This is a genomic window from Lentzea indica (genome assembly GCF_012184385.1).
Classification (GTDB): domain Bacteria; phylum Actinomycetota; class Actinomycetes; order Mycobacteriales; family Pseudonocardiaceae; genus Lentzea; species Lentzea indica.
In genome coordinates, this window is sequence record NZ_VSRL01000037.1 from 1 (window position 1) to 24,692 (window position 24,692).

Consider the following 24,692-nt stretch of genomic DNA (forward strand, 5'->3'; position numbering starts at 1 on the left):
CGCGGCCGCTGGTCGTCACCGAGGACCGCTGGTCCGGCCGGCTGACGTCGGCGGACTTCCCTGCGCCGGTCGAGGTCCTCGGCCACATCAAGCTGCCACGGCAGGTCGACGTGCGGTCGCCCAAGTCGCGGCGCGACCTGGCGTCGACGATCCGCAACACCGGCATCACCGTGCCGTCCCGCGGCCGCAAGAAGACCACGGCGGACGACGACCCCGAGCTCGCGACGCTGCGCCGCGCCCTGCGCGTGCACCCGTGCCACGGCTGCGACCAGCGCGAGGACCACGCCCGCTGGGGCGAGCGGTACCACCGGCTGCTGGCGGAGACCGAGCAGCTGGAGCGCAAGGTCGCGGCGACCACGCACTCGCTGGCGCGCCAGTTCGACCGCATCCGGGCGTTGCTGCGCGAGCGGGGCTACCTCAGCGAGGCCGAGGAGGTCACCGACGACGGCAAGCGCCTGACCAGGCTCTACAGCGAGTCGGACCTGCTGGCCGCCGAGTGCCTTCGCCACGGCGTGTGGAAGGGCCTCAAGCCGGAGGAGCTCGCGGCCGTGGTGTCGTCGCTGGTCTACGAGGCGCGCCGGGACGGTCCCGTCGAGGCGCGGCTGCCGCAGGGAGCGGTGTCGGACGCGATGCTCAAGACCGTGCGGCTGTGGGCGGAGATCGAGGACGACGAGCGCCGCCACAAGCTGGAGCGCATCACGCGTCAGCCGGATCCGGGCTTCGCCTGGCCGGTGTTCCGCTGGGCACGCGGCGAGTCGCTGGAGAAGGTGCTCAGCGCCGCGGAGGCCGGTGGCAACGAGCTCGGTGCTGGCGACTTCGTGCGCTGGTGCCGCCAGGTGATCGACCTGCTGGACCAGATCCGCGACGTCCTCGGCCGCCAGGACCCGGTCGGAGCGGCGGCCGCCAAGGCCGTCGACGCCCTGCGGCGCGGTGTTGTGGCGATGATGTGACCCGGAGATGTGACATGGGCCTGACAAAGGTTTTGCGAGTCGGAGTAAAGACTGACGTCAGAGGTGTGGTTGGATCGCGCCGCAACGTCGTACACACGGAGGTCGACAGATGAGCAGCCCGTACGGACCGTCCGGAGGGAACGATCCGCAGCAGCCCTGGGGCCAGCCGCAACAGCCGCAGCAGCCCTACGGTGGCGGTTTCCCTCCCGGCACACCGTCCGGCGGCTTCCCGGCTCAGAACCCCTACGGCCAGCCGCAGCCCCAGCAGGGCCAGCAGCCGTACCCCGGTTTCGATCCGTCACAGCAGCAGACGCAGCAGTACGGCGTGCCCCAGCAGCCGCAGTCGAACCCGTACGGCACGCCCGTGCAGGATCCCTACGGCCAGCAGACGCAGCAGTACCCGGGCCAGCAGCCCAACCCGTACGGACAGCAGCCGGGCTACGGCCCGCCGATGCAGCAGAAGAAGAAGTCCAGCGCGGCCATCTGGGTCGCCGCGGTGGTCGTCGTCCTGCTCGTCGGTGGCGTGCTGTTCGCCGGGTTCGTGACGCCGGCCTTCTTCAAGAAGAAGATCTTCGACAACACGGCCGTGCAGAACGGGATCGTCCAGATCCTGAAGGACGAGTACAAGATCTCCGACGTCGGCGCCGCGACCTGCAGCGGTGAGAACGAGGTCAAGCCCAACACCTCGTTCGAGTGCAAGGTGCAGGTCGGCGGCAAGGACAAGAAGGTCAAGATCGTCGTGAAGACCGCGGACGGCGAGTACGAGGTGGGTCAGCCCACCGGCTGATCTTCGCCGGACCAGCGTGGTTTGCGTTAACCTCCCTCAAGGACTTATTGGCCTTGGGGGAGGTTTCGTGTCCGAGCACTTCCAGTGGTACGTGATCTGGGACGAGAACGACTCGATTCCCGCGGGTGTGGTCCGCGTGCACGCGGACCACACCGAGGAAGCGTTCACGCGGGATCTGGTGTGGGAGCGCTCAGACCTGCGGCACCGCACACCCATCCCGGCGCGGTGGGCCTCGCCTGATGACGCTCAGCGCGCGATGAACGAGATGATTCGCCTGATGACGTTGTGCGGGCGGCGGGACTGGGACGGTCCGTACCAGTACTACGGGATCTTCCACCACGAGCGGGACTCGGTGGACGTCATGAACGCCTACCAGCTCGTCCGGCACCCGCGCGAGAACAACTGGGACGCGCAGCGGTGGGACTTCGCGACGGAGGACGGCTGGTCTCGGACGGATGTGCTGCGCCAGATCGATCACGCGAGCATCAACAGCGAGGCGGTGCCGATCACCCCGGCCGAGGCCGAACGGTTCATGGCGGCCCACCTGGAGAAGCACCGGGCATCCGGAAACTGAGGTGCGCCCGCGGACGCGCTGAGACACGATCGCGGGCGTGACCGAGATCCGCGTTCTCACCGACGAAGCGCAGTTCCGCGCCCACACGTCAGTCTTCCGCCGCGCGATGCACTGGGGTCCGCCCACTGACGAGCAGTGGCAGGTCGTGCTGCCCTCCTACGAGCCCGATCGGGTGCTCGCCGCGTTCGACGGCGACGAGATGATCGGGACGACCCAGTCGTACGGCTCCTCTCTTGTCGTGCCCGGTGGCGCCCTCGTGCCGCACGCCGCCATCTCACGTGTGGGCGTCCGTGCCGACTACACGCGCCGTGGTGTGCTGACCGCCCTGATGCGCGAGCAACTCTCGACGCTGCCCGACCCGGTGGCCACGCTGCGCGCCTCTGAGGGGCGCATCTACGGCCGTTTCGGCTACGGCCTGGCCGGGCGGTGGCGGACGGTGGAGGTCGACGCCAACCGTGCCGTCATCGCGGGCGAGATGACCGGCCGGGTGCGGATGATCGATCAGGACACCGCGGACAAGCTGCTGCCGGAGCTGCACGAGGCCGTCGGGCGGACGCGGCCGGGGCAGATCGGCAGGTGGGCCGGCTGGTGGGCGCGGGCGCGCGACCGCAAGAGCGAGGCGGAGAACTCGGTCACCGTCGTCCACAGTGGACCTGACGGCGACGACGACGGTTTCCTGACCTACAAGGCGTCCGGGTACGAGGACTTCAAGCACCGGATGTCCATCGAGGACTTCGAGTGGGCGAACGACGACGCGTGGCGCGACCTGTGGATCTACGCGTCGCGGCTGGACCTGGTCGACAAGATCGAGATCGACGTGGCGCTCGACGAGCCGGTGTCGTGGCTGTTCGAGGATCCGCGCGTGGTCCGCACCAAGGACGTGTTCGACGAGATCTGGCTGCGACTGGTCGACGTGCCGCGCATGCTCCAAGCCCGCACGTACGGCTCCGCTGACCCCGTGGTGATCGAGTTGCGGGACAGGCTCCTGCCCGCCAACGACGGCCGCTACCGGGTGTCGCCTGGTGGCGTCGAGCGCGTCGAGGAGCAGGCCGACATCACGATGCCGGTCGACCTGCTCGGTGCCGTCTACTTCGGTGACACCACGTTCTCGCAGCTCGCGGCCACCAAACGGATCGCAGGGACCCGGCTGTCCGACGCCGACGCGTTGTTCGCCGTGCCCCAGAAGCCGTACTGCGGCACCTTCTTCTAGGAGCTGTCGATTTCGCGGGTCGCCGTTCGTCTTACCGCGACAGTTCTCCGGCAGATGAGAGGGCAGCGAATGAAGTACGTGATGCTGATCTACCAAGGCGGCGCGCTCGACCAGCAGGCGGCGCTCACCGAGGAGGAGCAGAAGCAGGTCCGCGCCGACTACCAGGGCATCAACGAGACGCCGGGCGTCACGCCAGGGCTGCCGATGGGACTCCCGGAGAACGCGACGACCGTGCGCGTCGAGGGTGGGAGGACTCTCACCACCGACGGGCCGTTCGTCGGGATGAAGGAGGCGGTGGGCAGCTGGTTCATCCTCGAGGCCGACGACCTGGACGCGGCCATCGAGGTCGCCTCCCGCGTCCCGGCGGCGCGCTACGGCGGTGCCGTCGAGATCCGTCCCTCCGAGGTGTATTGGTAGCCCCGGTCGAGCAGGTCTTCCGGGAGGAGTGGGGCCGCGTCCTGGCCACCCTGATCGGCTTTCTCGGCGACTTCGACCTCGCCGAGGAAGCCGCGCAGGAGGCGTTCGCCATCGCCGCTGACCGGTGGCCGCGGGACGGCGTCCCCGGTAATCCACGGGCCTGGTTGATGAGAACGGCGAGGAACCGGGCCACGGACTGCATCCGCCGCGACCGGGCGCTCGTCGCCAGGTACGGCCTGCTCGTCACCGATGACCGGGTGGAGGAGGCGGCTGTGACGTCGTTCCCGGACGAGCGGCTGGAGCTCATCTTCACCTGCTGTCACCCGGCGCTCGCCGTCGATGCCCAGGTGGCGCTCACCCTGCGCACTCTCGGCGGACTGACGACCGACGAGATCGCCCGCGCGTTCCTGGTGCCGGAACGGACGATGGCGCAACGGCTGGTACGGGCGAAGCGCAAGATCAAAGCGGCGGGGATCCCGTTCCGCGTACCCCCGGATCACCTGCTCGGTGAGCGTCTGGACGCCGTGCTCTCCGTGCTCTACCTGATCTTCAACGAGGGCTACGGCGGCCGCGACGAGCTCGCGGCCGAGGCGATCTGGCTGGGGCGCGCGCTGGCCGGGCTGATGCCGGACGACCCCGAGGTGCACGGGCTGCTGGCGATGATGCTCCTGCACGACTCCAGGCGCGAGGCGCGGTTCAACGACGGCGAGCTGGTGCTGCTCGCCGACCAGGACCGGTCCCGGTGGGACACGGGACAGATCGCCGCCGGGCGCGCCGAGCTCGACCGCGCGCTCGCACTGGGCGGCCGCGGACCCCACGTGCTGCAGGCCGCCATCGCCTCGCTGCACGCCGAGACGCCGTGTGACTGGGCTGAGATCGCCGCGTTGTACCGGGAGCTCGCCCGGTTGACCGGCTCGCCCGTCGTGCGGCTCAACCTCGCCATCGCCGTAGCGGAGACGGACGGACCGCAGGCCGGCCTGAGCATCGTGGACGACCTCGGGCTCGACGATTTCCGCTACCTGCACTCGACGAGGGGCGAGCTCCTGCACCGCCTCGGTCGCAACGACGAGGCGCGGGAGGCTTACCGGCGTGCGCGAGACCTCTCGAGCGACGGTGCCGAGCGGCGCTTCCTCGACAGGAGGCTGGCGGAACTGGCTAAGGCCGTGTCCTGCAAGTCTCGTCCGCGATAGTCGCGCCCGAGGGGGTTTCTGACGGCACCGCCGCGAAACCCGAATACGCCCGGTATGAGGGCTCCGCGGCGGCACCGTCAGAAACCCTCTCGAACGTGACTCTCATCGAACGGACTGGCAGGACACGGCCTAGCATCTCCCCCATGTCGGACGTCGGTGTACTCTCCGCGCACCTGCTCTCGGGCTTCCAGAAAGAACTCTTCACCCGCCTCGCCGAGGCGGGCCACGAGCAGCTGCGCCCACGCCACGGCGCCGTCATGGCCTACATCGCCCCCGACGGCACCCGCGCGAGCGAGCTGTCCGAACGCTCCGGCCAGCACAAGCAGGTCGTCGGCACGCTGATCGACGAGCTGGAGCGCCTCGGCTACGTCACCCGCAGGCCAGACCCGGCCGACCGCAGGGCGAAGCTGGTCGTGCCCACCGAGCTGGGCCGCGACCAGATGGCCCAGGCCGCGAAGATCATCGCGGACATCGAGGCCGGGTTCGCCCGGCAGGTCGGACCCGAGCGGTTCGCCGCGTTCAAGGAAGTGTTCGCGGAGCTCACTGACCGATCGTGATCTCCGCGCGGTGCGCCGCGAGGAAGTCCTTGAGCGTCATCCACGTCGGCACGATCGAGCGCGTCAGCTCGGCGTCGCGGCGGGGCAGGATGTGCTCGGGGAACTCCGCGTAGTACTGGAACATGTTGCCCAGCTCCACCGCGGCCGGGAACCCGAGCGCGCGGAAGTCGTTGTGGGACATGGGCTCGTACTTGACTTCCTCACCCAGCACCTCGCTGAACGCCTGCGCCACCTGCTGCCCGGTCAGGTGCTCACCGCTGAGCCCGAGCGTGTGCCCGATGGTCTCCGAAGGCCGCTTGAACACGCTCATGACCGCCTTGCCGATGTCCTCGCCGGCGATCCCGGAGAGCTTGCTCTCCCCCATCGGCAACGACAGCGTCAACGTGCCGTCAGCCGCGCGGCGCGGCGCCAGGTCGCGCAGCAGGTTGTTCCAGTAGAACGACATCCGCACGTACGTCGTCGGCAGGCCCGCCTGCTCGAACAACGCGTCCGCCTCGCCACCCTTCACGTCGAAGTGCGGCACCTTGTACTTCTCGTCGAGCGTCGGCATCCGGTCGTCGTCCAGCGCGATCACCTCGCGGGTGTCCTCCAGCGTCGACCACACGACGTGCCGCAGCCCCTTGGCCGCGTCGACGAGGTTCGTGACCTCCTCCAGCTCCTTGGCCGCCGAGAGATGCGTGAAGAACGGCGTCACCAGGAAGGCCCCGTACGCCCCGTCGAACGCCTTCCGCAGGCTGTCGACGTCGTAGAGGTCGGCCGCGACGACCTCGGCCCCCAGCTCCGCGAGCTTCTGAGCAGCGGCCGACGCGACCGAGCGGGTCAGCGCGCGCACCGCGAACTCCCCGTCGGCCAGCAACGCCCGCGCCACGGCTCCGCCCTGCTCGCCGGTCGCACCCACCACAGCAATGATCTTCTTCTCGCTCATGCCTCCACCATATAGTCACTTATTAGTGACTATCAACCTGGATGACTACTTCGTTTGGGTGTAACCCGTGCCACACGGACGGCGATGGGGATACCAGTCGCCCAGCGGAGGTAACGGATGTCGCGCCCAGCCCTGTTCTCCTACGAAGGCGCGCTCCGCGTCCTGGGCAAGTACGAGCGTCCGTTGCTGGACAAGGCCGACACGTTCCTCGGCGTCGGCATCCTCGTCGGCGGCGCGATCGAGCCGAATCTGCTCGACCTGGTCGACCCGAAGAACGAGGCCACGGCGTGCCTGCGCAAGATCCTCGACGGCATCACGGACAAGCTCACCGGCCTCTCCGGGACGCATCGGCACGAGCAGATCGCCGCGGCTCACACGATCATCGCCGTCACGTCGGTGTTCGAGGCTTTCCGCGAGGAGATCGGCGACGACTTCGACAAGTTCAAGATCACCGACAGCGAGAAGTTCCGCATCTTCAGCACCGAGCCTCCTGCCAGGAGGAAGGAGGTCTCCGCCCTGCCGAGCCTCACGGCGATCGCCGTGCCGTCCCCGAGCGCCACTCGAGGCTTCCACGAGAACCTCGAAGGCGCACTTGGCCCGTTCCTCGGCAAGGCAGTCGCAGACGTCTGCAAGTTCCTCGACGGACTGGACGCCAAGCCGGCGCGTATCAGCACTCTTGAGTTCGTATCCGCGGTAACGCTCAAAGCACGCAGCTCGTACACGCATCACTACCTCGGGATCGCCGCAGCCATCCCGGAGTTCCAGATCTGGGCACTGCTCGGGGAGCACGCCGCGACACGTGCCGTGATCGAGGAGAACAACGTCGAGCTGGCACGGGAACTGGCGGCTGTCCGAACGGAGTCACTGGAGCTGTTCTCCCGGCTGATGGCTCTGCTCTCGTCCGGGCAGACGCCGCCGGGCCAGAAGTACCGCGAGAAGCTCAAGACCGTCGCCGAAGCGGCCCTGCGCAAGCCGTTGATCGGCTCCAACATCGATCCGTCTTCGGTCGACGCGGTGTTCCCGAAGGTCGAGGACGGGTTCATCGTCCCGAGCTACCGGCTGACGGTCTACGACGAGTACACCGGGGCGTCTTCAGGGGAATGGTGGAAGCACCACACCGAGGTCCGGCAGGACCTGGACGCGTTCCTGGCCGCGCATCTGGCGGGAGCGGAGAGCACCACCTGTCCCCTGCTGGTCCTGGGCAATCCAGGAGCGGGCAAGTCGCTGCTGATGGAGGTGCTCGCCGCCCGGCTGCCGGCCGATCAGTTCACTGTGGTGACTGTTCAGCTCCGCAAGGTTCGAGCAGAGGACCGCATCTGCGACCAGATCGAAACCGCCCTGCGGGACGTCCTCGGAAAAAACGTCGACTGGGAACAGCTGGCCGAGGCGTGCGGAGACAGCGTTCCCGTGGTCCTGCTGGACGGATTCGACGAGCTGATCCAAGCGAGCGGGGTGCACCAGTCGACCTACCTCAAGCAGGTGCAGGAGTTCCAGCAACTGCAGGCAGACCTGCGACATCCGGTCGCGGTGGTCATCACGTCGCGGATGCTCGTCGCCGACCGGGCGCGCATTCCCCACGGAGTGCCGATCGTGAAACTGGAGGAGTTCGACGACGGTCGCATCGAACGCTGGCTGAACACCTGGAACGCGGAGAACCTCAACACCCCGGGCTTCCGGTCGCTCGACCTCGCCGCCCTCAGCCACCACGCGGATCTGGCGAGGCAACCGTTGCTCCTGCTCATGCTCGCGATCTACGCGACTGATCCGGACCAGCCACCGCTGGACGACCCGAACCTGTCGAACTCCGAGTTGTACCGCCGTCTCATCCAGTTGTTCGTCATGCGGCAGGTCGGCCAGAAGGGTCCGGCGCCGCTCGCCCCGGCGGTCGTGACGCGGCTCGCGGCCAAGAGCTCCTGGCGGCTGGGCATAGCCGCCTTCGCGATGTTCAACCGCGGACACCAGTACGTGACCGCGGTAGCACTCAACAAGGATCTCGCCGTCTTCGCCCCTACCCCGAAGCCGAACCCAGGCACCAGTTTCGACACGCCGATCGACGATGCCGACCGCACCGTGGAGAACTTCTTCTTCGTCCACTCGCCGACGCTCAACGACGGAGCCTCACCCGGCCTGCGCACCTACGAGTTCCTGCACGCCACCTTCGGCGAGTACCTGATCGCCGAGGTGACGATGAACCTGCTTCGAAGCATGGCCACCGCGGGAGCCCTGCCGACCGCCGATCCGTTCGAGGAAGCCAGGCCGCCGGACGAGCCGAAGCTGCTCGCTCTGACATCACATCGGGTGTTCGCCAAGCGGAAGCCGATCACCGAGTTCGCGCGGGGCTTGTTCAGCTCCCTCCCGAAGACCGAGCAAGTACGCGTGTTGCAGACGCTCGACGATCTCATTCGGTCATTCCACGACCGCACGCTCAGCGATCCCCATCCGGCCTACAGGCCGACATCCGCCACGGCCGTCTCGCGCATCGCCACCTACTCGGCCAACCTCGTCTGCTTGCGGGTACTGCTGGACGTGACCGCCCCGCCGCCCGTGGACAGCCTGTTCCCGAGCTACCTCGGCGAGGTCCGGCTGACCCGATGGCGTGCCACCGTCAGGTTGTGGCAGTCCGGTTTGGACCTCGACGGCTGGGACGCGGTGTGTGGCGCGATCACGCTCGTGGAAACCGATGCGTGGTACATCACCGAGCAAGAGGACAACTTCCCACGGCAGGGAGAAGCCAGGCTGCTCGGCGACGCGAGGTTGGAGGCAATGCTGAGCATCGGCGGGAGGTTCGCCAGCAGCGATGTGGGATCCGGCCAGCAGGAACAACGACTCCTGTCCGACCTTGCCGACTGGTTGCTCAATTCCGTCGGAACTGGAGGCACCGGTTCCAGCATGCCACTCGACGTGGTCCGACTGTCCAACGTTCTGCAATCACTGGACGAGGGCGCCCCGATGAACCACAGTGCTCGAGCCATCATGGCGGTGGCACTGTCCAGAGAAGCACCGCGTCTGCCGCGATCGACCGTGGAGCGGGCGTTGAAGCACATCATGCCGCGCACTTCGGCCCGAGGCCGCGCGACCAGGAGGCACGCATTCGACTTGATCTCCGTGATCTGCGCTCATCCCGAACTGGCCGGAAGCGAAGTGGTCCCGGTCGAGTTGCTGCCTGCGATGTTCGAGTTCTCACATGGAGATGCACTGGGCTCGCTGGTACTGGTGTGGACCGCGCTGAACTCGGACCTCGGCCGTGCGAACGATTCCTTCCGAGCCTTCGCAACTCAGGTGGAAGAGGCTGCTGCTCCTTACCTCGATCGAGTAAGCATCTCCCTGCTTCCGGTCGGAACAATCGAGTATCTCGCCGAACCGAGGAAGACCGAGCCGACGCTGGACCGGTCTCTTTTCGCGAAGCTCGCCATATGCGCAAGAGCCGGCGCGAATCAGGTCAGCCCGCAGGCGGTGGCGAAGCTGCTCGAACGCTTCAGGGGCAAGGTCGACGAAAAAATGATCTTCGTGTTCGCCGAGAGATATCTGGACAAGCGAACGACGGAGTTTCCCGCATCGGATCAAGAGGCGGTGTCGACTCTGCGGCAGATCGCCCAGCGACGACCGGACTAGCCTTCGAAGCGCCGGCGGGCCTGCTCGATCTCGCCCAGGTACCGCTGCGTCCAGTCGCACATGGCGTCCACAGTCGCCCGCAGCGCCTGCCCCGGCTCGGTGAGCGTGTAGTCGACGCGCGGCGGCACGGTCGGGTGCACGACACGCAACACCAGCCCGTTGCGCTCCAGCAGCCGCAGGTTCTGGGTCAGCATCTTGTGACTGATGCCGTCGACCTCGACCTTCAGCTCCGTGAAGCGCTTGGTGGAGTCGCCGATCGTCTCGATGATCAGCAGAGCCCACTTGTTGGCGATGTCCGAGAAGATCTCGCGGGCCAACGAATCCGCCCGCGCCAGATCCCCGCTGAGCTGCTTGCTCACCTTTTGGTTCCCCACTCACGAAAAAGTGCGTTCTTCCAGGTCAGCGCTCACTCTCCTATGGTTTGCCAGTAACCACAAGAGAGCGAAGGATAGAGCCTTGATCGCCCACGTCAACCCCGACCAGCTGCCGAAGATCGACGTCTACCACCAGGTGGCCATCGCGACCGGCACGAAGACCATCTACGTGGCCGGCCAGGTCGCGTGGGACGCCGAGCCCGATCTCGCGACCCAGACCGAGCAGGCCTACATGAACGTCCACACCGCGCTCAAGGCGGCCGGGGCGACGTTCGCAGACCTCGTGAAGGTGACCATGTACGTCGTGGACTGGACCCCGGACAAGATGCCGCAGCTGCTCGAAGGCATCACCCGGGCCGCGACCAGGGCCGGGGAGACGCCGGTCCCGCCCGCCACGTTGATCGGCGTGGCCGCGCTGGACGTGCCGGAGCACCTGGTCGAGATCGACGCGACCGCCGTGATCGACTGATTTACCGGCGACTAACCAGCGCATCGGATGCTCCGTGGCAAACGAGGAGGAGCACCATGCGCAAGATCCTGGCCGCGGCAGCCGTTGCGACAGCAGCGGCCGCCGCACTGACCGGCACCGCCCACGCCGAGACGAACCCCGCCTGCCCCGGTGCCGACCAGATCGGGTCGACGGCGTACGTGAAGAACAACGGCACGACGGTCGCGTCGGTCAAGCAGTACGCGGGCTGCGGCAAGAACTACTCCTACATCTACGTGTGGGACTCGTGGATCGCCAGCCACGGCAGGGACTTCACCCTGCGCACGTACGTCCAGACCCGGCCGAACCTGACGCACGGGTACAAGACGGGTGCACGGGGCCAGCGGGAGCTGTGGTCCGGCGGCGCGGACACGCTCGACCAGTGCACGCGCGCGCACGGCGAGGTCGACGGGAGCAGCTACTTCCTGTTCGCCAAGACCGGCGAGCGCTGCTGAGTTTCAGCGGAACTCCGCGAGTCCGTCCACCAGCTCAACGGTGACGGTGGTACGCCCGACCGGAGTGTGCCGGTCGGGCCCGTACTCCGGCAGCAAGGTCTTGTTCGCCCTCACGTTCGACTCGTAGGCCCGGACGTGCTGGGCGCACTCGCACTGGTGGTTCAACGGAGAAGCGCACGCGAAGAGGGAACGCAGCCGGTCGACGTCCTCGGAAACGAGGACCGACGACCACACCATGACGTCGTCTTCTTCGCCGAACACCACGAAGTCGTCGTAGCTGAAAGCTCGCAACTCGCCCACGTCGCAGGCCGCACAGAACAGCACGCGCGCGTAGTCGTGCATCCGCTCGTACGGCCCCCGCTCCCGGATGCCGATGACGATCTCCTGTGCACCGGAGCAGATCAGGCAGTTGTCCGACGGCACGTGCCACTTGCTCATCGGCGCAGGCCGATCAGGAGCGCCAGCCCGGCCGACAGCGCGACCACTCCTGAAACAACCAGCTGGTTGAGCCACACGACCGGACTCCCGCCTGCACCCTCACCCAGCGCCACGATGATCAGCCACAAGGCGAGGACGATCGTCACGGGCCGCAGGAACGGCACGTCCAGCGGCGCCATCGCCCGCACCATGCCGAGCAGCATGATCACGACGGCCAGGCCCATGGACACCCAATAGGGCCGGAAGGCGTGCGAGGACGCGCTGAAGTGCAGGATCGGTGGCGCCGCGATCAGCCACACGCCGGCCAGGAAGGCGGCGACACCGGCCCTGCTTTCGGTCGTTCGTGCGTGCAGATCCCCCACGCGAGTAATTCTCACCTCCGGACGACCGCCTGGGAACACCTCATTCGTTTCGGTACGCCTTCATGTTCCGCAGCAACAGGTAGGTGTCCTGCAGTTGCCCGGAGTCACCGAGGGACCGGTAGATGCCCCACTTCGGATGCGCCTGGTCACCGCCGAGCCACATGTCGAAACCGGACCGGGACGCGTTGACGACGGTGGTGCCACCGTCCTTGAGCGAGTACCGCAGGCTGCCGGAGTCGCCGACCTTCATCTCGATCTCCACGTCGATCCACTTGTTGCGCAGCGGTGCGAGCGGCGTGCTGCCGAGTTTCGCCTGTCCCGCACCGAACAGCCGCATCTCGACGGTCTCGGTCGAGCCGGAGCGGAACAGCGACATGGTGACCACGGGCGAGGCGACGCCGGTGTGCTTGACCTGGAAGATGTGCGTGAAGCTGGAGGTGCCCTTCAACGAGCTGGGAATGTACATCTGGTAGTTGAAGCGCCAGGTCTCGTTCTTCTTCATGTCGTGGCGGGTGCCGTTGGTCTGGATCGCGCGGACTTCCTGGCGCTGCCGGTCGGATCCGTCCCGATCGGACTTGTGCATCACGAACCGGTACTGGTCGCTCTCGGCGAAGATGTGCGTGGCGGACGGGTGCGAGTTGGCGCGGTCGTCCTCGATGCCCACGAACGCCTTCAATCCGGCCGAGCCCGGGTTCGGAGCCCACTTCTGCACGAACGCCATCGCTCCCACGTCTGCGGACGCGACGCCGGCCACGAACGGCGTCGTCGCGATGGCGAGCGCTCCGCGCATCGCTGTGCGGCGGTTGAACAACTCCATCGTTTCCTCCTCGAACCAGGGCGGCGGTTCGAGGCGGCGGTACGCACCACGATTGCGACAGACCTCCGATGTGTCAAGGGCTCGCGCTTGTGGAGGAAACGTGCAGATCCGGTGAAGGTGTTGCCGGGAAACGGGCACCGCCCGGCCGGCCGGTTCTACCGTCAGGCATGGACACCGTGGACGTGCTCGTCGTCGGCGCTGGGCTGGCCGGCCTCAACACCGCACGCCTGCTCGCCGAAGCAGGCCTCGACGTGGCCGTGTGTGAACGCAGGGCGAGCCTCGACACCGGCATCCGCACCACCGGTATCTTCGTCAGGCGCACCCTGGACGACTACGACCTGCCTCACCTCGGTCCGGCGGTCCGGCGCGTGCTGCTCTACCCGCCGTCCCTCAAGGAGCCGGTCGAGCTGCTCAGCACTCGTGACGAGTTCCGGGTCGGCGACATGGCGGGCATCTACGCCCAGGCGGTCGAAGACGCCGAACGTGCCGGTGCGCAGGTCAACCTGAACGCCGGTTATCCCGGGAAGTCCGCGAAGGCCCGTTTCACCATCGGCGCGGACGGCGCCCGCTCCACGGTCGCGAAGAAGCTCGGTCTGGACGTGAACCGGCAGCTGATCACCGGCATCGAGGAGGTCTACCCGGTCAGGACCGGCTCGACGCCGACGTTTCACTGCGTGGTCGACCCGCGGCTCGCACCCGGTTACATCGCGTGGGTCATCGACGACGGCGACACGCGCACGTCGGGCTGGCCGGCCGCGCCGACCGGTTCAGCGCGCCACTCCCCCAGTTGCTGCAACGGTTCCGCGACAGCTTCCCGACGCCGGAGCCCGCCGGGCCGGTCAAGCGCCGCGGCGGGCCGATCCCGGTCGGCGGGCTGCTGCGCCGGATCGTGTCCCCTCAGGGGCTGCTGGTCGGTGACGCGGCGGGCGCGGTCTCCCCGCTCACCGCAGGCGGTCTCGACCCGTGCATGCGGATGTCCGAGCTCGCGGCGTCGGTCACGTTCGACTACCTGCGCAGCGGCAACAGGTACGTGCTGGAGCACTACGACGGCGCGGCGCTGCGACGCCGCTACCGCATCCGGTCGCTGATGCGGCGCGGCCTCTCGCTGGTCCGCGAGCCCAGCCTGGCCGAGTTCGCGTTCGCAGGGCTGCGCACGCCGATCGGAAAGGCTGTGGCCAAGCGGATCCTGTTCACCTAGGACGGTTCGAAGACCATCCCGAGGAACGCCTTCCAACCGACGGTTGGAAACCGCAGCCCAGGCTCGGCATTCTTGCTGTCGCGGACCTGGACGCCGCTCTTCGACAGACACACCTCGACGCACTGACTTGCAGTTCCACTTCCGCTGCTGGCGGTTGACTTCCTCCATCGCATCTCTGTCATCGCTGCTCCCTTTCCTCGCTCTCCAACGCGGTGGAGAGACGAAGCGTCGCCGCGTTCACTCCGCCGACATCACCAACAGCCCGACAAAGCTCCACAGCTCGACGGTGAAAAGGCACGGCGTCGGACTGGCGACCGAGCTCCTGGTAGGCGATCCCGGTGACGTCCAACCCCTGTGCTTCCACGGTGGTGACGCTGAACTGCTGGGCGATGACGATCGCGCGCTGCGCCGAGACGAGTGCGTCCGCGGGCGAGCCTTCAGCGATCTCCAGCCGCGCGAGTTCGAGGAAGACCTCGCACTCGGCGATGAGGTTGCCTGCGCGACGGATCAGCTCGACCGCCGTCTGGAAGGAGGCTCTGGACTCGGCGAGCATCCCCAGCTCACGCTGAGCAACTCCCTGCACCCGAGTCGCCACCAACTCCACAATCACATCGTCGAGCCGCCGCAGAGTCGGCATCGCGTCGGCGACGCACCTCAACGCCTCCTCCGGCGAACCGAGTTTCAGATGCGTATCGCCGAGATTGACGGTCGCGAGCGCCCGCATCGACGTTTCGCCATCGCTCAACGGTTCGGCCGTGATCGCCCGCTCGAACGAAGCTCGGGCTTCCTGGAGCCGTTCGGCCTCCATGTGGACCACCCCCATGCCGTTGGTGACCCGTGCTTTGCCGAGCCCGTTTCCCAGGAACTCGAACACCTCCAATGCCTCGCGGAAGCAGTCAAGTGCTTCGTCCGCACGCCGCAACTTCCGAAACTTGATCCCCTGTCTGTCGAGAAGCACACCTTGTCCATAACGGTCGCCGACACGCCGAGCCGCCTCCAACGCAGCCCGTTCGGTGGCCAACCACACGTCCGCGGAGTCATGGTTGTCGTAGATGACCGCGAGCGTCCCCGGTATCTGCCAGGCGATGCGATCGAACCCGCACTCGGCGGCGACTCGCGTGGCCGCCATGAGATTGGACCGTTCCCTTCCGTACCAGGCCAGGGCCTGCTCACGATCCGCGAACGCCTCGGGGGCCGAGGGCAGCTCAGCGGCCTCCACGTCGATCTTCAGGTGCCTGCCACCGCGCGACACCGACAGGTAGGCCTGCTCTGCCGCGCTCAGGTACCAGCTCAGCAACCGGAAGATCGCTGCCCGCTGTTCATCAGGGGGCTCGTCGTGGCGGACCTGATCGATCGCATAGGCGCGCAGCAGGTCGTGCAGCTGATACCGGTCAGGGCCGACCTGTTCGAGCAGATGGCCGGCGAGCAGGACGTCCAACACGTGGCGGGCGGCACCCGTGTTCAGTCCTGCCAACGCGGCAGCCGCGCCGAGGCCGAACTCCGCGCCGGGATGCAGTCCGAGCCGGCGGAAGAGCTGTGCGGCGGCGTTCGGCAGCGCCCGGTACGACCACGCAAACACAGTCCGGACGGCATCGGCCTCGTCGTCATCCGCACTCGACAGCGCTCCCCACAACGCGGACTCGTCCCGCAGGTCGTGGATCAGTTCCGACAGCGCCATCCACGGACGAGTTGCCGCTCTCTCAGCCGCGATCCTCAAAGCGAGTGGCAGACGCGCGCACAGGTGAGAAAGTTCGTTCAGCTCTTCCAAGTCATCGTCTCCGCGATGCTCCTCGACGAGGTTCCGCAGCAACGTGACCGCCTCGCTGTCGTCCAGCACGTCGACAGTGACGCGAACGGCACCGTCCCTGGAGACCAGGCCTGGCATGCGGTTCCGGCTCGTCACAAGAACGAGGCAGCTCGCCGTGCCTGGAAGCAACGGGCGGACCTGGCTCACCGTCGCCGCGTTGTCCAGCACCACGAGGACGCGCCGATCAGCCAGGAGTGACCGGTACAACATCGCCTTGGCCTGTGGGTCCGACGGGATAGCACTCGCTCGAACTCCCAGCGCCTGCAGGAACAGGTTCAACGCCGACTCGGGTGTCACGGGTGCGCCGGGGTCGTATCCCCGAAGGTTGATGTAGAGCTGACCATCTGGGAAGAGGTTCCGCACGCGCTGGGCCCAGTGGACGGCCAGCGATGTCTTGCCCACACCTGCGGTTCCGGCTATGAGCACGACAGCAGGCGCTGCGAACTCAGGTGTTCTGTCATCCAGCAGCCTGTCCAGTCGGCCGAGTTCCACAACCCGGTTCACGAAGCCCCGGACGTCAGCGGGCAACTGCCGAGGCGGACCAGCATCCGAGGACTTCGCCTGGTGCAAGTGCACGCCGCCGTGCACGTCCCCGGCCTGGACCACGTGGCCCGCGATCCCGGACATCTCCGAGCGGACAGTTGGTTGCGGGTCGCTCATCGATCCAGGATCACCGCAGGCCGACAGCCTGACTACTCGCGCGGCCCAGGTGGCCACCTTCTGTCCATGACTCGCGCACCTAAGACGATTCGGCAACGCGCTTGAGAGCGGCGTTCTCGGCCTGCATGCCGTCGCGCATCGCCTTGCCCATGAAGTGGTTCGCTCCCCCGGACAGCACACCGTCGATCAGCAGCTCGTTGGACACCAGCACGGTCCCGTCGGGCTGCGACGTGAGCGTCCGGCAGCGCTGCCCGTAGACGAACCACGAGTTCCAGCCGGCGTCCTTCCAGCAGAACCGCTGACCGGGCACCCCGTTGAGCACGACGTGCTTCGCGGCCATGGTCACCGAGCCGAGGATGACGTCGACCTTCACCTCGTCGCCCGGCGCCGTGCCACCGGCGGCCTTGGTGACCCACGGGTTCCAGCGCGAGTAGCCGGCGAAGTCCGTCAGCAGCCCGTAGATCCGCTCCTGGGACGCCGAGACGACCGTGTCGACGCGGTAGATCACCGAGTGCTCGCCCGGCTCCCTGGGATCCAGCGGGGAACCGCTCGCCAGCACCGCGAGCACCAGACCGGCTGCCAACACGTGATCACCTCGAAAGAGTTCCACCGGGACACAGACGTGAAGAAAATACGCGTTAGCGTCCCGGTGGACATCGGCCGATCAGGGGGTCAGCAGTGTCTTTCGTCCTACGGTGTCCATGGTGAACTGACCGCCCAGCTCACGTCTTCCGCGTAGGAGACCGGGTTGTCGTAGATGTGCGCGCCGCCGTTCGAGGCGACCCAGACCTCCTCCGCGTAGTGACGGACGTTGGTGCCGAGCTCGTTGACCGACTCCAGCCGCACGCCGCCGTTGCCAGGCTGGGCACAGAACGTCGCATCGCGGCGGAAGAGGTCGGTGTTGTCGTTGGTGTTCAGGCGAACGCGGAAATCCGCGTGCCGCAGGTAGTTCCCTGGGAAGTTGCGAGACTCGAGCGAGTAGCAGGTCGGGTCGGAGAGCCCGCGCCTGACCACGAACGTCGCGTCGGCCTTGAGCAGGCCGTCGCTCGCGCTCGTCACGACGTCCGTGCGTGCCAGACCGTCGCGGTGCCGCAGGTAGCGGTCGGTGAAACCGGGCGTGGTCACCCGGAACGACCGGGCCTGGTCCAGCGGCAGGTCCGCGCCGCTGCGCCACAACGCGACGCCGATCGCCCACGTCGTGTCCGCGGCGAACGAGTTCGGTGTGTCCCAAGGGTTCGGGCCACCGGAACGCGCCAGGTGGACGGCCTCGTTGTAGTGCCGCACGAACGAACCTCGCTGGTTGTACGACTCCAGCGCGGTGCCGCCTGAGCCTTCCCGCGCGCAGAACGTGGCGTCGGCCGCAATCGTGCCGTTGTTCACGTCTTTCCGGATGCGTCCGTTGCTGTGCCTGAGGAATTGGCCCGGGAAGTTCCGTGACTCGAACGACAGGCATGCTGCATCAGCGAGTCCTGGACGCACGTGGAAGGTGGCGTCCAGCCTGCCCAGGTCCGTGCTGATCACGTCGGTGCGGGCGAGACCGTCCTGGTGGCGCAGGTAGCGGTTGGTGTAACCGGTCGTCGTGACGCGCAACGAGACCACGTCGTCCGGACCCACCGCCGTGCCGCGCGCGATCGCGAGCACCTTCTGGTTGATCTCCCGCACCCGTGCCTCCGTCATCTTCAGCACGCGGCGGTCGTAGGTGTAAAAGCCGTTGACCTCGTTCTCCACGTCGTACGGCTCGGTGTAGACCGACGCGGACAATCCGCGCGTGTGCACCAGCCGGGCGACCTGCTTCACGATCTCCTCGTACCGCTTGGTCAGCGACTGCTCGTCCGGATACAGGGCGCCGTAGGCGAATCCCTTGCCCGGCTCGTACTCGTGGCCGACGACCCGGCGGCCCAGACCGCCGAACTCGCCCAGCATCGCGACCCTGTTGTTGTCGGGCGGCCGGGTGGCGGTCGTGATCTGGTAGGCGTGGTCGTCGATCACGTCGCCGTTGCCGGGATCGGGATCCGAGACGCAGCAGTTGGAACCCGAGTTGTGGTTGATCAGGCGGGTGTTGTCGATCGAGCGGACCAGGTCGACGATCCGGCCGGCGTCGTACTCGCCCCAGCCCTCGTTGAACGGCACCCACTGCACGATCGACGTGATGCCTTTGAGCTGGTCGAGCATCCGGCGCAGCTCGGACTCGTAGTTCGCGCGCCCGTTCGGGACCTCGTCGACCGCGTCGAGCGACGGCATGTCCTGCCAAACCATCAGCCCGAGCCGGTCGGCGTGGTAGAACCAGCGCGCAGGCTCGACCTTGATGTGCTTGCGAACCATGTTGAACCCCAAAGCTTTCTGGCGTTCCAGGTCCCAGCGCAGCGCCTCGTCGGTCGGCGCCGTGTAGATGCCGTCCGGCCAGTAGCCCTGGTCGAGCGTGCCGATCTGGAAGACGAACTTCCCGTTCAGCAACGGCCTCATGACACCGCCGACCATCGCCTTGCCGAGCGAGCGCATGCCGAAGTAGCCGGTCACGACGTCCCCGCCGGCCAGCGTGACGCGCAGGTCGTAGAGGAACGGGTCGTCCGGCGACCACAACCTGGCGTTGGGCACCGGGATCCGCAGGTGGCCGCCGGTCGTACCGGTGCGCGAGCCGACGACGGTGCCGTTCATCAGGACCTCGGCTGTGACGCTCTGGCCGGCGGTGCCTGCACGACCAGGTCGAGCACGCCCGCACCGACGTCCGGGGTGGTGTCGAGGCGCGTGATGTGTGCGCTTCGCACCGGTTCCAGCCAGACGGTCTGCCAGATGCCGGATGCCGCGGTGTAGAAGATTCCGCTCGGGTCGCGGCGCTGTTTCCCGATCGGATAACGGCTGCCGTCGATCGGCGAGTGAACGCCGACGACGATCTCGTTCGTTCCCGCCTGGAGCGCGGGCGTGATGTCGAACGAGAACGCGTCGAAGCCACCGGTGTGCGTGCCGACCTGCCTGCCGTTGACCCAGACCCTCGTCTCCCAGGTGACGGCGCCGAAGTTGAGCTTCACGCTCCGTCCGTTCCAAGTGGACGGAACGGTGAAGGTGCGGCGGTAGAACATGTTGTCCTCGTGCCGTTTGATCCCCGACAGCGCGGACTCGATCGGGTACGGCACGAGCACGCCTTCGGCCAGCGGCCTGCCGAAGGGCGGGTTGTTCAGGTTCGGTGCTCCGGCGAACTCCCAGACCCCGTTGAGGTTCTGCCACTCGGTGCGCACGAGCTGCGGGCGTGGATACTCGGGCAGGGCGTTGGCCGGCGACACCTGGGCGGTCCAGGGTGTCGTCAGCGGAGGGGTTTTCGGGACCCACTCCACCGCGTGCGCGGCGGGGGTGATGAAAGTGGCTGTGATCAGGATTCCGACCAACACGCCCAGGACGCGTCTGGTCATGGCTCTCCTATCTTCGAAGTATTCGTTGCAGGACAACGACGACGAGCAGGAAGACGCCGCTGACCACCGACTGGTAGTTGCTGTCGAGCGTGCCGATCTGGTTGATGACGTTCTGGATGACCTTGATCAGGCCGACACCGATCACGGTGCCGAGGACCGTGCCCATGCCACCGGTCAGCAGGGTTCCGCCGATGACGACGACCGAGATGGCGTCGAGTTCGGTGCCGACGCCGATGACCGTGACGCCCGATTGCAGATAGGCGGCGGTCAGGGCGCCGGCGAGGCCCGCCAGCGTGCCGCTCATCGTGTAGACGAGGATCTTGGTCTTCGCGACGGGAACACCCATCAGGATCGCGGACTGCTCGGCGCCGCCTGCTGCGAACACGTTCTGGCCGAAGCTCGTTCGGTTCAGGATCATCCCGCCCAGGACGCACAGCACGGCCGCGATGAAGATCGGATAGCCGAAGCCGAACACCGTGCCGCGGCCCAGTTCGACGAACGCGCTGTCCGGCGGGATCTGGTAGGTGTTGGCGCCCTCGTCGGTGATGGCGAGCAGGAGTCCGCGTGCGAACAGCAGGGACGCCAGCGTGACGATGAACGGCGCCATGTTCGTGCGGGCGATCAGCAGGCCGTTGATCAACCCGATGAGCCCGCACACCAGCAGCGGCAGTGCCAGCGCCACCAGGAAGCCGTACTGCGAGCCCCAGGCCGCGAGCACGCCGCCGAGGGCGTAGAGCGAGCCGACGGACAGGTCGATGCCACCGGTGATGATCACGAACGTCATGCCGAGCGCGATCACCGCGAGGAACGAGCCCTGCAGGGCCAGATCGCGCAGGTTGTCGAGGCTGCCGAAGCGCGGGAAGACCAGCCAGGACACCGCGACCATCAGCACCAGCGCGACAGCGGCGCCCTGGCGTTGCAGGACCTTGGTTCTGGTTGCCGCGGTCAGGGTGGTCATCGGGGTGGTCATCGGCGCTCCCGTGCCACGTACACGGCGGCGATGATGATCGCGGCCTGGATCATCTGCGCGATCGAGTCAGGCAGGTTGTGCTTGATCAGGGTGGCACGGACGAGCTGCATCAGGACCACGCCCATCACCGTGCCGAGCACGCGCACTTTGCCGCCGGTGAGCGGAGTTCCGCCGACGACCACCGCGGTGATCGCGGACAGTTCCATGAGCAGGCCCATGTCCGCGGGGTCGCTGGCGGCGAGCCTGGAGGTGGCCAGGACGCCGGCGACCGCGGCGAGCACGCCGCAGATGGCGTAGACGCCGACCAGCACCCGGTTGACCGGGAGTCCGGCCAGCGTGGCGGCCTTGCGGTTGCCGCCGATCGCGACGAGCTGACGGCCGAACGTCGTGCGGTTGGTGAGACCGGCGACCACCACCGCGAGCAGGACCGCGATCAGCACGCTGATCGGGATTCCGAGCACGTCGCCGGTGCCGAGTGCGAGGAACGCCGGGTCGTGCAGCTGCACGAGCTGGCCCTCCGCGATGACCAGCGCCAAGCCGCGTCCGCCTACCAGCAGCGCGAGGGTGGCGACGATCGGCTGGATGCCGACTTCGGCGACGAGGAAGCCGTTGAAGGCGCCCGCTGCCAGGCCGACGACGAGCGCCATCGTGATCGCGACGAGCGGGCCGGCGCCGAGGTAGAGCGGGATGATCGCGGCGGCCAGCGCCATGACGGCGCCGACGCTCAGGTCGACACCTTCGGTGCCGATCACCAGCGCCATGCCGAGCGCGACGATCAGGACGGGCGCGGCCTGGACGAGCTGCGTGGTGAAGTTGCCGAGCGTCAGGAAGTTGGCCGTGAAGAGTGCGTTGAACAGCAGCAGCGCGACAACGGCGACGTAGACACCGTTGTCCTGGAGCCAGCGTGTTCTAGTTGCTGTCAGCGTCATCCATCACCTCCGCCGCGATCGCCCCGAGCACGTGCTCGCGGGTGAGCTGGGCTCCCTCCAGCTCACCCGCGACGGCCCCGTCCCGCAGCACGATGAGCCGGTCCGCGCCGTCGAGCAGCTCGTCCAGCTCGGAACTGATCAGCAACACCGCCAGGCCTTCCCGCGCGAGCTCGTCGATCAGCGCCTGGACCTCCGCCTTGGCACCGACGTCGATGCCGCGCGTGGGTTCGTCGAGGAGCAGGATCTTGGGTTCCGTGCACAACCATCTGGCCAGCAACACCTTCTGCTGGTTGCCGCCGGACAGCTCCGCGACCTTCTGCTCGGGGCTGGAGACCTTGATGCGCAGGCGGGTGATGAACGTGTCGACGATCCGGTCCTGCCTCGCCCTGCTGATCACGCCGAACCTGCTCAGCCTCGGCAGCGCGGCAAGCACGATGTTCTCGCGCACGGACAGGTTCGGGATGATCCCCTCCGTCTTGCGGTCTTCCGCGAGCATGCTGATGCCCGCCTTGGTGGCCGCTTTCACGTTGTGCGGCACCGGTTTGCCCGCGACGAGCACGGTGCCGTCGTCGAGCGGGAGGGCGCCGATGATCGCTTTCGCGGTCTCCGTGCGGCCCGACCCGAGCAGGCCGGCGAGGCCCACGACCTCACCCGGCCGGATCGCCACGTTGACGGCGTTGATGCGGGGTTTGCTGGTGAGACCGGTTGCTTCGAGAACCGGCTCTCTGCCGGCGTAGTGATCCTCGCCGAACGCCGTGGTGCCGTGTTTCTGGATCTCGTTGACCGATCTGCCCAGCATCAGCGACACCAGCTCGATGCGCGGAAGTTCCTTGAGCGGCCCGCTGTGCACGCTCCGCCCGTCTCTCAGGACCGTGACCGTGTCGCAGATCCGGTACAGCTCGTCCATGCGGTGGCTGACGTAGATGATCGCGATCCCTGCCTCGTGGAGTTTTCGCACCACTTCGAGCAATGTCTCGACTTCGCGTGGTTCCAGCGATGACGTGGGTTCGTCCATGATCACGACATCGGCGTCGGCCTCGACAGCTCTGGCCAGCGCGACCATTTGCTGCTCGCCGACCGCGAGTGTCCCGAGTGGACTGCTCACGTCCGCCGTGATGCCGTAGCCCGTGAGCAGTTCGGCGGCGTCGGCGCTGCGGCGGGCGCGGTCGATCAGGCCGAGCCGGTTGCGCGGCTCGCGGCCGAGGAACAGGTTGGCGGCCACGCTCATCAGCGGGACGAGGTTGACCTCCTGGTAGATCGTGGAGATGTGGCCTTTGCGGGTGATGCGACCGGCATCCGGGGTGTGGATGCCGGTCAGCACCTTGATCAGCGTCGACTTGCCTGCGCCGTTCTCCCCGACCAGCGCGTGGATCTCGCCCCGGTTGAGCGTGAAGTCCACGTCGTCGAGCGCCCGCACGCCGGCGAAGGTCTTCGTGACGCCGGCGACCTCGATGACCGGATCAGTAGGCATTGCTCAGCTTCTGCGCCGCGTTCGTGGTGTCGTACTCGTCGTCGGAGATCACGATGTTCTGCGGGATCTCGTCGCCCTTGCCGAACTTCTCCAGCGTGTCGAACGCGAGCGGACCGAACCGCGGGTTCGACTCGATCACCGCGGTGTAGCTGCCGTCCGCGACCAGCTGCACGGCGTTGCGCGTGCCGTCGACGGACACGATCTTGACGTCCTTGCCCGGCGACTTGCCTGCGGCTTTGAGAGCGGTGACGGCGCCGACGCCCATCTCGTCGTTCTCGGCGTAGACGGCGGTGATGTCCGGGTTGCTCTGGATCAGCTGCTCCATCACGGCCTGGCCCTTGGACCTGTCGAACTCGCCGGTCTGCTCGGCCACCACCGTGAGGCCGGTGCCGGCGATCCCGTCCTTGAAGCCCTTGGTCCTGTCGACCGTGACGTTGTTGCCCGACGCGCCGAGCAGGATCGCGACCTTGCCGCTGCCGCCGGTCGCCTTGACCATCTGCTGGGCGGCGCGCTTGCCCTGCTCCACGAAGTCCGAGCCGATGAACGTGAGGTAGTCCGTGCAGGGTTGCGAGGTCACCTTGCGGTCGATGGTGATCACCGGGACCTGCTTGGCCTTGGCCGCGTCGAACGCGGGCTGCAGGCCGTCGGAGTTGAGCGGTGCCACGATCAGCAGCTTCGCCCCGCGATCGAGCAACGACTTGATGTCGCTGATCTGCTTGTTCAGGTCGCTCTGCGCGTTCGTGACCAGCAGGTTCACACCTCGTTTGGCGGCCTCGTCCTTGATCGACTGCGTCTCGGCGACGCGGAACGGGTTCGCTTCCTTCTCCGACTGGGAGAAGCCGACCGTCGCCCCCTTGACATCCACTTGGGGATATCCGGTCTTGGCCCGCGAACAGCCAGGACCCGAGGTTTGTTGCTGCGCGGCGCTCGCTGCGGGCCCGCCACTGTTCGTGGTCTGCGGGCTCTCTCTGGCGGTGCAGCTCGTGACGAGCAGTGCGGTGACGGCGATGAGCAGGGTGCGAGACATCGTTGGCTCCTACACGGGCTGTGCGTGGACGCGCTCTCACCGCTAGATTTGCATCGTTGTTCCAACGATGT

General features: G+C 67.2%; 24 protein-coding genes and 2 pseudogenes. 12 read left to right on the top strand and 14 right to left on the bottom strand.

What is annotated here, in order from left to right; all coding sequences use genetic code 11:
- From FXN61_RS13180 to FXN61_RS13210, 7 genes and pseudogenes are all read left to right on the top strand, one after another.
- Positions 1-950, top strand: a pseudogene (locus tag FXN61_RS13180) (DEAD/DEAH box helicase); the annotation flags it as partial.
- A 109-nt stretch (positions 951-1,059) separates the two neighbouring features.
- Positions 1,060-1,737: a DUF4333 domain-containing protein gene (locus FXN61_RS13185; protein WP_167973699.1), complete on the top strand. Its 678-nt coding sequence runs from the start codon at positions 1,060-1,062 to the stop codon at positions 1,735-1,737.
- 67 nt (positions 1,738-1,804) lie between these two features.
- Positions 1,805-2,311, top strand: coding sequence for a hypothetical protein (locus FXN61_RS13190; protein ID WP_167973701.1), 507 nt, complete (start codon positions 1,805-1,807; stop codon positions 2,309-2,311).
- Positions 2,312-2,348: 37 nt separating this feature from the next.
- Positions 2,349-3,521: a GNAT family N-acetyltransferase gene (locus FXN61_RS13195; protein ID WP_167973703.1), complete on the top strand. Its 1,173-nt coding sequence runs from the start codon at positions 2,349-2,351 to the stop codon at positions 3,519-3,521.
- 69 nt (positions 3,522-3,590) lie between these two features.
- Positions 3,591-3,938, top strand: a complete 348-nt coding sequence (locus tag FXN61_RS13200) for a YciI family protein (protein WP_167973795.1) — start codon at positions 3,591-3,593, stop codon at positions 3,936-3,938.
- Complete coding sequence (locus FXN61_RS13205; RefSeq protein WP_167973705.1) at positions 3,932-5,128, top strand: RNA polymerase sigma factor; 1,197 nt, start codon at positions 3,932-3,934, stop codon at positions 5,126-5,128. Before FXN61_RS13200 ends, FXN61_RS13205 begins: the two co-directional genes overlap by 7 nt.
- A gap of 143 nt (positions 5,129-5,271) precedes the next feature.
- Positions 5,272-5,685 (top strand): MarR family winged helix-turn-helix transcriptional regulator, encoded by a 414-nt coding sequence (locus tag FXN61_RS13210; protein ID WP_167973707.1) that lies wholly within the window; start codon positions 5,272-5,274, stop codon positions 5,683-5,685.
- Here FXN61_RS13210 and FXN61_RS13215 read toward each other — a convergent pair.
- Positions 5,669-6,610: an NmrA/HSCARG family protein gene (locus FXN61_RS13215; RefSeq protein ID WP_167973709.1), complete on the bottom strand. Its 942-nt coding sequence runs from the start codon at positions 6,608-6,610 to the stop codon at positions 5,669-5,671. The genes FXN61_RS13210 and FXN61_RS13215 overlap by 17 nt on opposite strands.
- A gap of 117 nt (positions 6,611-6,727) precedes the next feature.
- Between FXN61_RS13215 and FXN61_RS13220 the strand changes: the two genes are divergently transcribed.
- A complete protein-coding gene (locus FXN61_RS13220; RefSeq protein ID WP_167973711.1) occupies positions 6,728-10,222 on the top strand; it encodes an NACHT domain-containing protein in 3,495 nt (1,164 codons plus the stop codon).
- Here FXN61_RS13220 and FXN61_RS13225 read toward each other — a convergent pair.
- On the bottom strand, positions 10,219-10,581 hold the full coding sequence (locus FXN61_RS13225) for a winged helix-turn-helix transcriptional regulator (RefSeq protein WP_167973713.1): 363 nt from the start codon (positions 10,579-10,581) through the stop codon (positions 10,219-10,221). The two genes, FXN61_RS13220 and FXN61_RS13225, sit on opposite strands and share 4 nt — an antisense overlap.
- A gap of 97 nt (positions 10,582-10,678) precedes the next feature.
- On the opposite strand from FXN61_RS13225, the gene FXN61_RS13230 reads away from it, so the two are divergent.
- On the top strand, positions 10,679-11,065 hold the full coding sequence (locus FXN61_RS13230; RefSeq protein ID WP_246291398.1) for a RidA family protein: 387 nt from the start codon (positions 10,679-10,681) through the stop codon (positions 11,063-11,065).
- A gap of 56 nt (positions 11,066-11,121) precedes the next feature.
- Positions 11,122-11,538, top strand: a complete 417-nt coding sequence (locus FXN61_RS13235; RefSeq protein ID WP_167973717.1) for a hypothetical protein — start codon at positions 11,122-11,124, stop codon at positions 11,536-11,538.
- A 3-nt stretch (positions 11,539-11,541) separates the two neighbouring features.
- Here FXN61_RS13235 and FXN61_RS13240 read toward each other — a convergent pair whose 3' ends face one another.
- Genes FXN61_RS13240 through FXN61_RS13250 form a run of 3 tightly spaced genes read right to left on the bottom strand, consistent with a single transcriptional unit; the run spans position 11,542 to position 13,155 of the window.
- On the bottom strand, positions 11,542-11,976 hold the full coding sequence (locus tag FXN61_RS13240; RefSeq protein ID WP_167973719.1) for a hypothetical protein: 435 nt from the start codon (positions 11,974-11,976) through the stop codon (positions 11,542-11,544).
- Positions 11,973-12,338: an SPW repeat domain-containing protein gene (locus FXN61_RS13245; RefSeq protein ID WP_167973721.1), complete on the bottom strand. Its 366-nt coding sequence runs from the start codon at positions 12,336-12,338 to the stop codon at positions 11,973-11,975. Before FXN61_RS13245 ends, FXN61_RS13240 begins: the two co-directional genes overlap by 4 nt.
- Positions 12,339-12,378: 40 nt before the next feature.
- Positions 12,379-13,155: a heparin lyase I family protein gene (locus tag FXN61_RS13250; RefSeq protein ID WP_167973723.1), complete on the bottom strand. Its 777-nt coding sequence runs from the start codon at positions 13,153-13,155 to the stop codon at positions 12,379-12,381.
- A 167-nt stretch (positions 13,156-13,322) separates the two neighbouring features.
- Between FXN61_RS13250 and FXN61_RS56280 the strand changes: the two are divergent.
- Together FXN61_RS56280 and FXN61_RS55260 are read left to right on the top strand one after the other, a co-directional pair.
- Positions 13,323-13,607, top strand: a pseudogene (locus FXN61_RS56280) (FAD-dependent oxidoreductase); the annotation flags it as partial.
- 257 nt (positions 13,608-13,864) lie between these two features.
- Positions 13,865-14,353: a geranylgeranyl reductase family protein gene (locus FXN61_RS55260; protein WP_312877697.1), complete on the top strand. Its 489-nt coding sequence runs from the start codon at positions 13,865-13,867 to the stop codon at positions 14,351-14,353.
- Here FXN61_RS55260 and FXN61_RS13260 read toward each other — a convergent pair.
- The 9 genes from FXN61_RS13260 to FXN61_RS13295 all read right to left on the bottom strand — a co-directional run bounded on the left by FXN61_RS13260 (position 14,350) and on the right by FXN61_RS13295 (position 24,621).
- Positions 14,350-14,535: a DUF397 domain-containing protein gene (locus tag FXN61_RS13260; protein WP_167973725.1), complete on the bottom strand. Its 186-nt coding sequence runs from the start codon at positions 14,533-14,535 to the stop codon at positions 14,350-14,352. The two genes, FXN61_RS55260 and FXN61_RS13260, sit on opposite strands and share 4 nt — an antisense overlap.
- On the bottom strand, positions 14,532-16,820 hold the full coding sequence (locus FXN61_RS13265) for an ATP-binding protein (RefSeq protein ID WP_167973727.1): 2,289 nt from the start codon (positions 16,818-16,820) through the stop codon (positions 14,532-14,534). Before FXN61_RS13265 ends, FXN61_RS13260 begins: the two co-directional genes overlap by 4 nt.
- Before the next feature lie 79 nt (positions 16,821-16,899).
- On the bottom strand, positions 16,900-17,406 hold the full coding sequence (locus FXN61_RS13270; RefSeq protein WP_167973729.1) for an SRPBCC domain-containing protein: 507 nt from the start codon (positions 17,404-17,406) through the stop codon (positions 16,900-16,902).
- Positions 17,407-17,510: 104 nt separating this feature from the next.
- Entirely contained in the window at positions 17,511-19,475 is a 1,965-nt protein-coding gene (locus FXN61_RS13275) for an AbfB domain-containing protein (protein WP_246291400.1), read from the bottom strand.
- Complete coding sequence (locus FXN61_RS51980) at positions 19,475-20,224, bottom strand: sugar-binding domain-containing protein (RefSeq protein WP_246291401.1); 750 nt, start codon at positions 20,222-20,224, stop codon at positions 19,475-19,477. Before FXN61_RS51980 ends, FXN61_RS13275 begins: the two co-directional genes overlap by 1 nt.
- Positions 20,225-20,231: 7 nt before the next feature.
- Positions 20,232-21,194 carry an ABC transporter permease gene (locus tag FXN61_RS13280; RefSeq protein ID WP_167973731.1) on the bottom strand — a complete coding sequence of 321 codons (963 nt, stop codon included), beginning with the start codon at positions 21,192-21,194 and terminating at the stop codon, positions 20,232-20,234.
- Positions 21,191-22,123 carry an ABC transporter permease gene (locus tag FXN61_RS13285; RefSeq protein WP_167973733.1) on the bottom strand — a complete coding sequence of 311 codons (933 nt, stop codon included), beginning with the start codon at positions 22,121-22,123 and terminating at the stop codon, positions 21,191-21,193. The genes FXN61_RS13280 and FXN61_RS13285 overlap by 4 nt, the downstream gene beginning before the upstream one ends.
- Positions 22,104-23,594 carry a sugar ABC transporter ATP-binding protein gene (locus FXN61_RS13290; protein WP_167973735.1) on the bottom strand — a complete coding sequence of 497 codons (1,491 nt, stop codon included), beginning with the start codon at positions 23,592-23,594 and terminating at the stop codon, positions 22,104-22,106. Before FXN61_RS13290 ends, FXN61_RS13285 begins: the two co-directional genes overlap by 20 nt.
- On the bottom strand, positions 23,584-24,621 hold the full coding sequence (locus FXN61_RS13295; protein WP_167973737.1) for an ABC transporter substrate-binding protein: 1,038 nt from the start codon (positions 24,619-24,621) through the stop codon (positions 23,584-23,586). Before FXN61_RS13295 ends, FXN61_RS13290 begins: the two co-directional genes overlap by 11 nt.
- Positions 24,622-24,692: the final 71 nt, after the last annotated feature.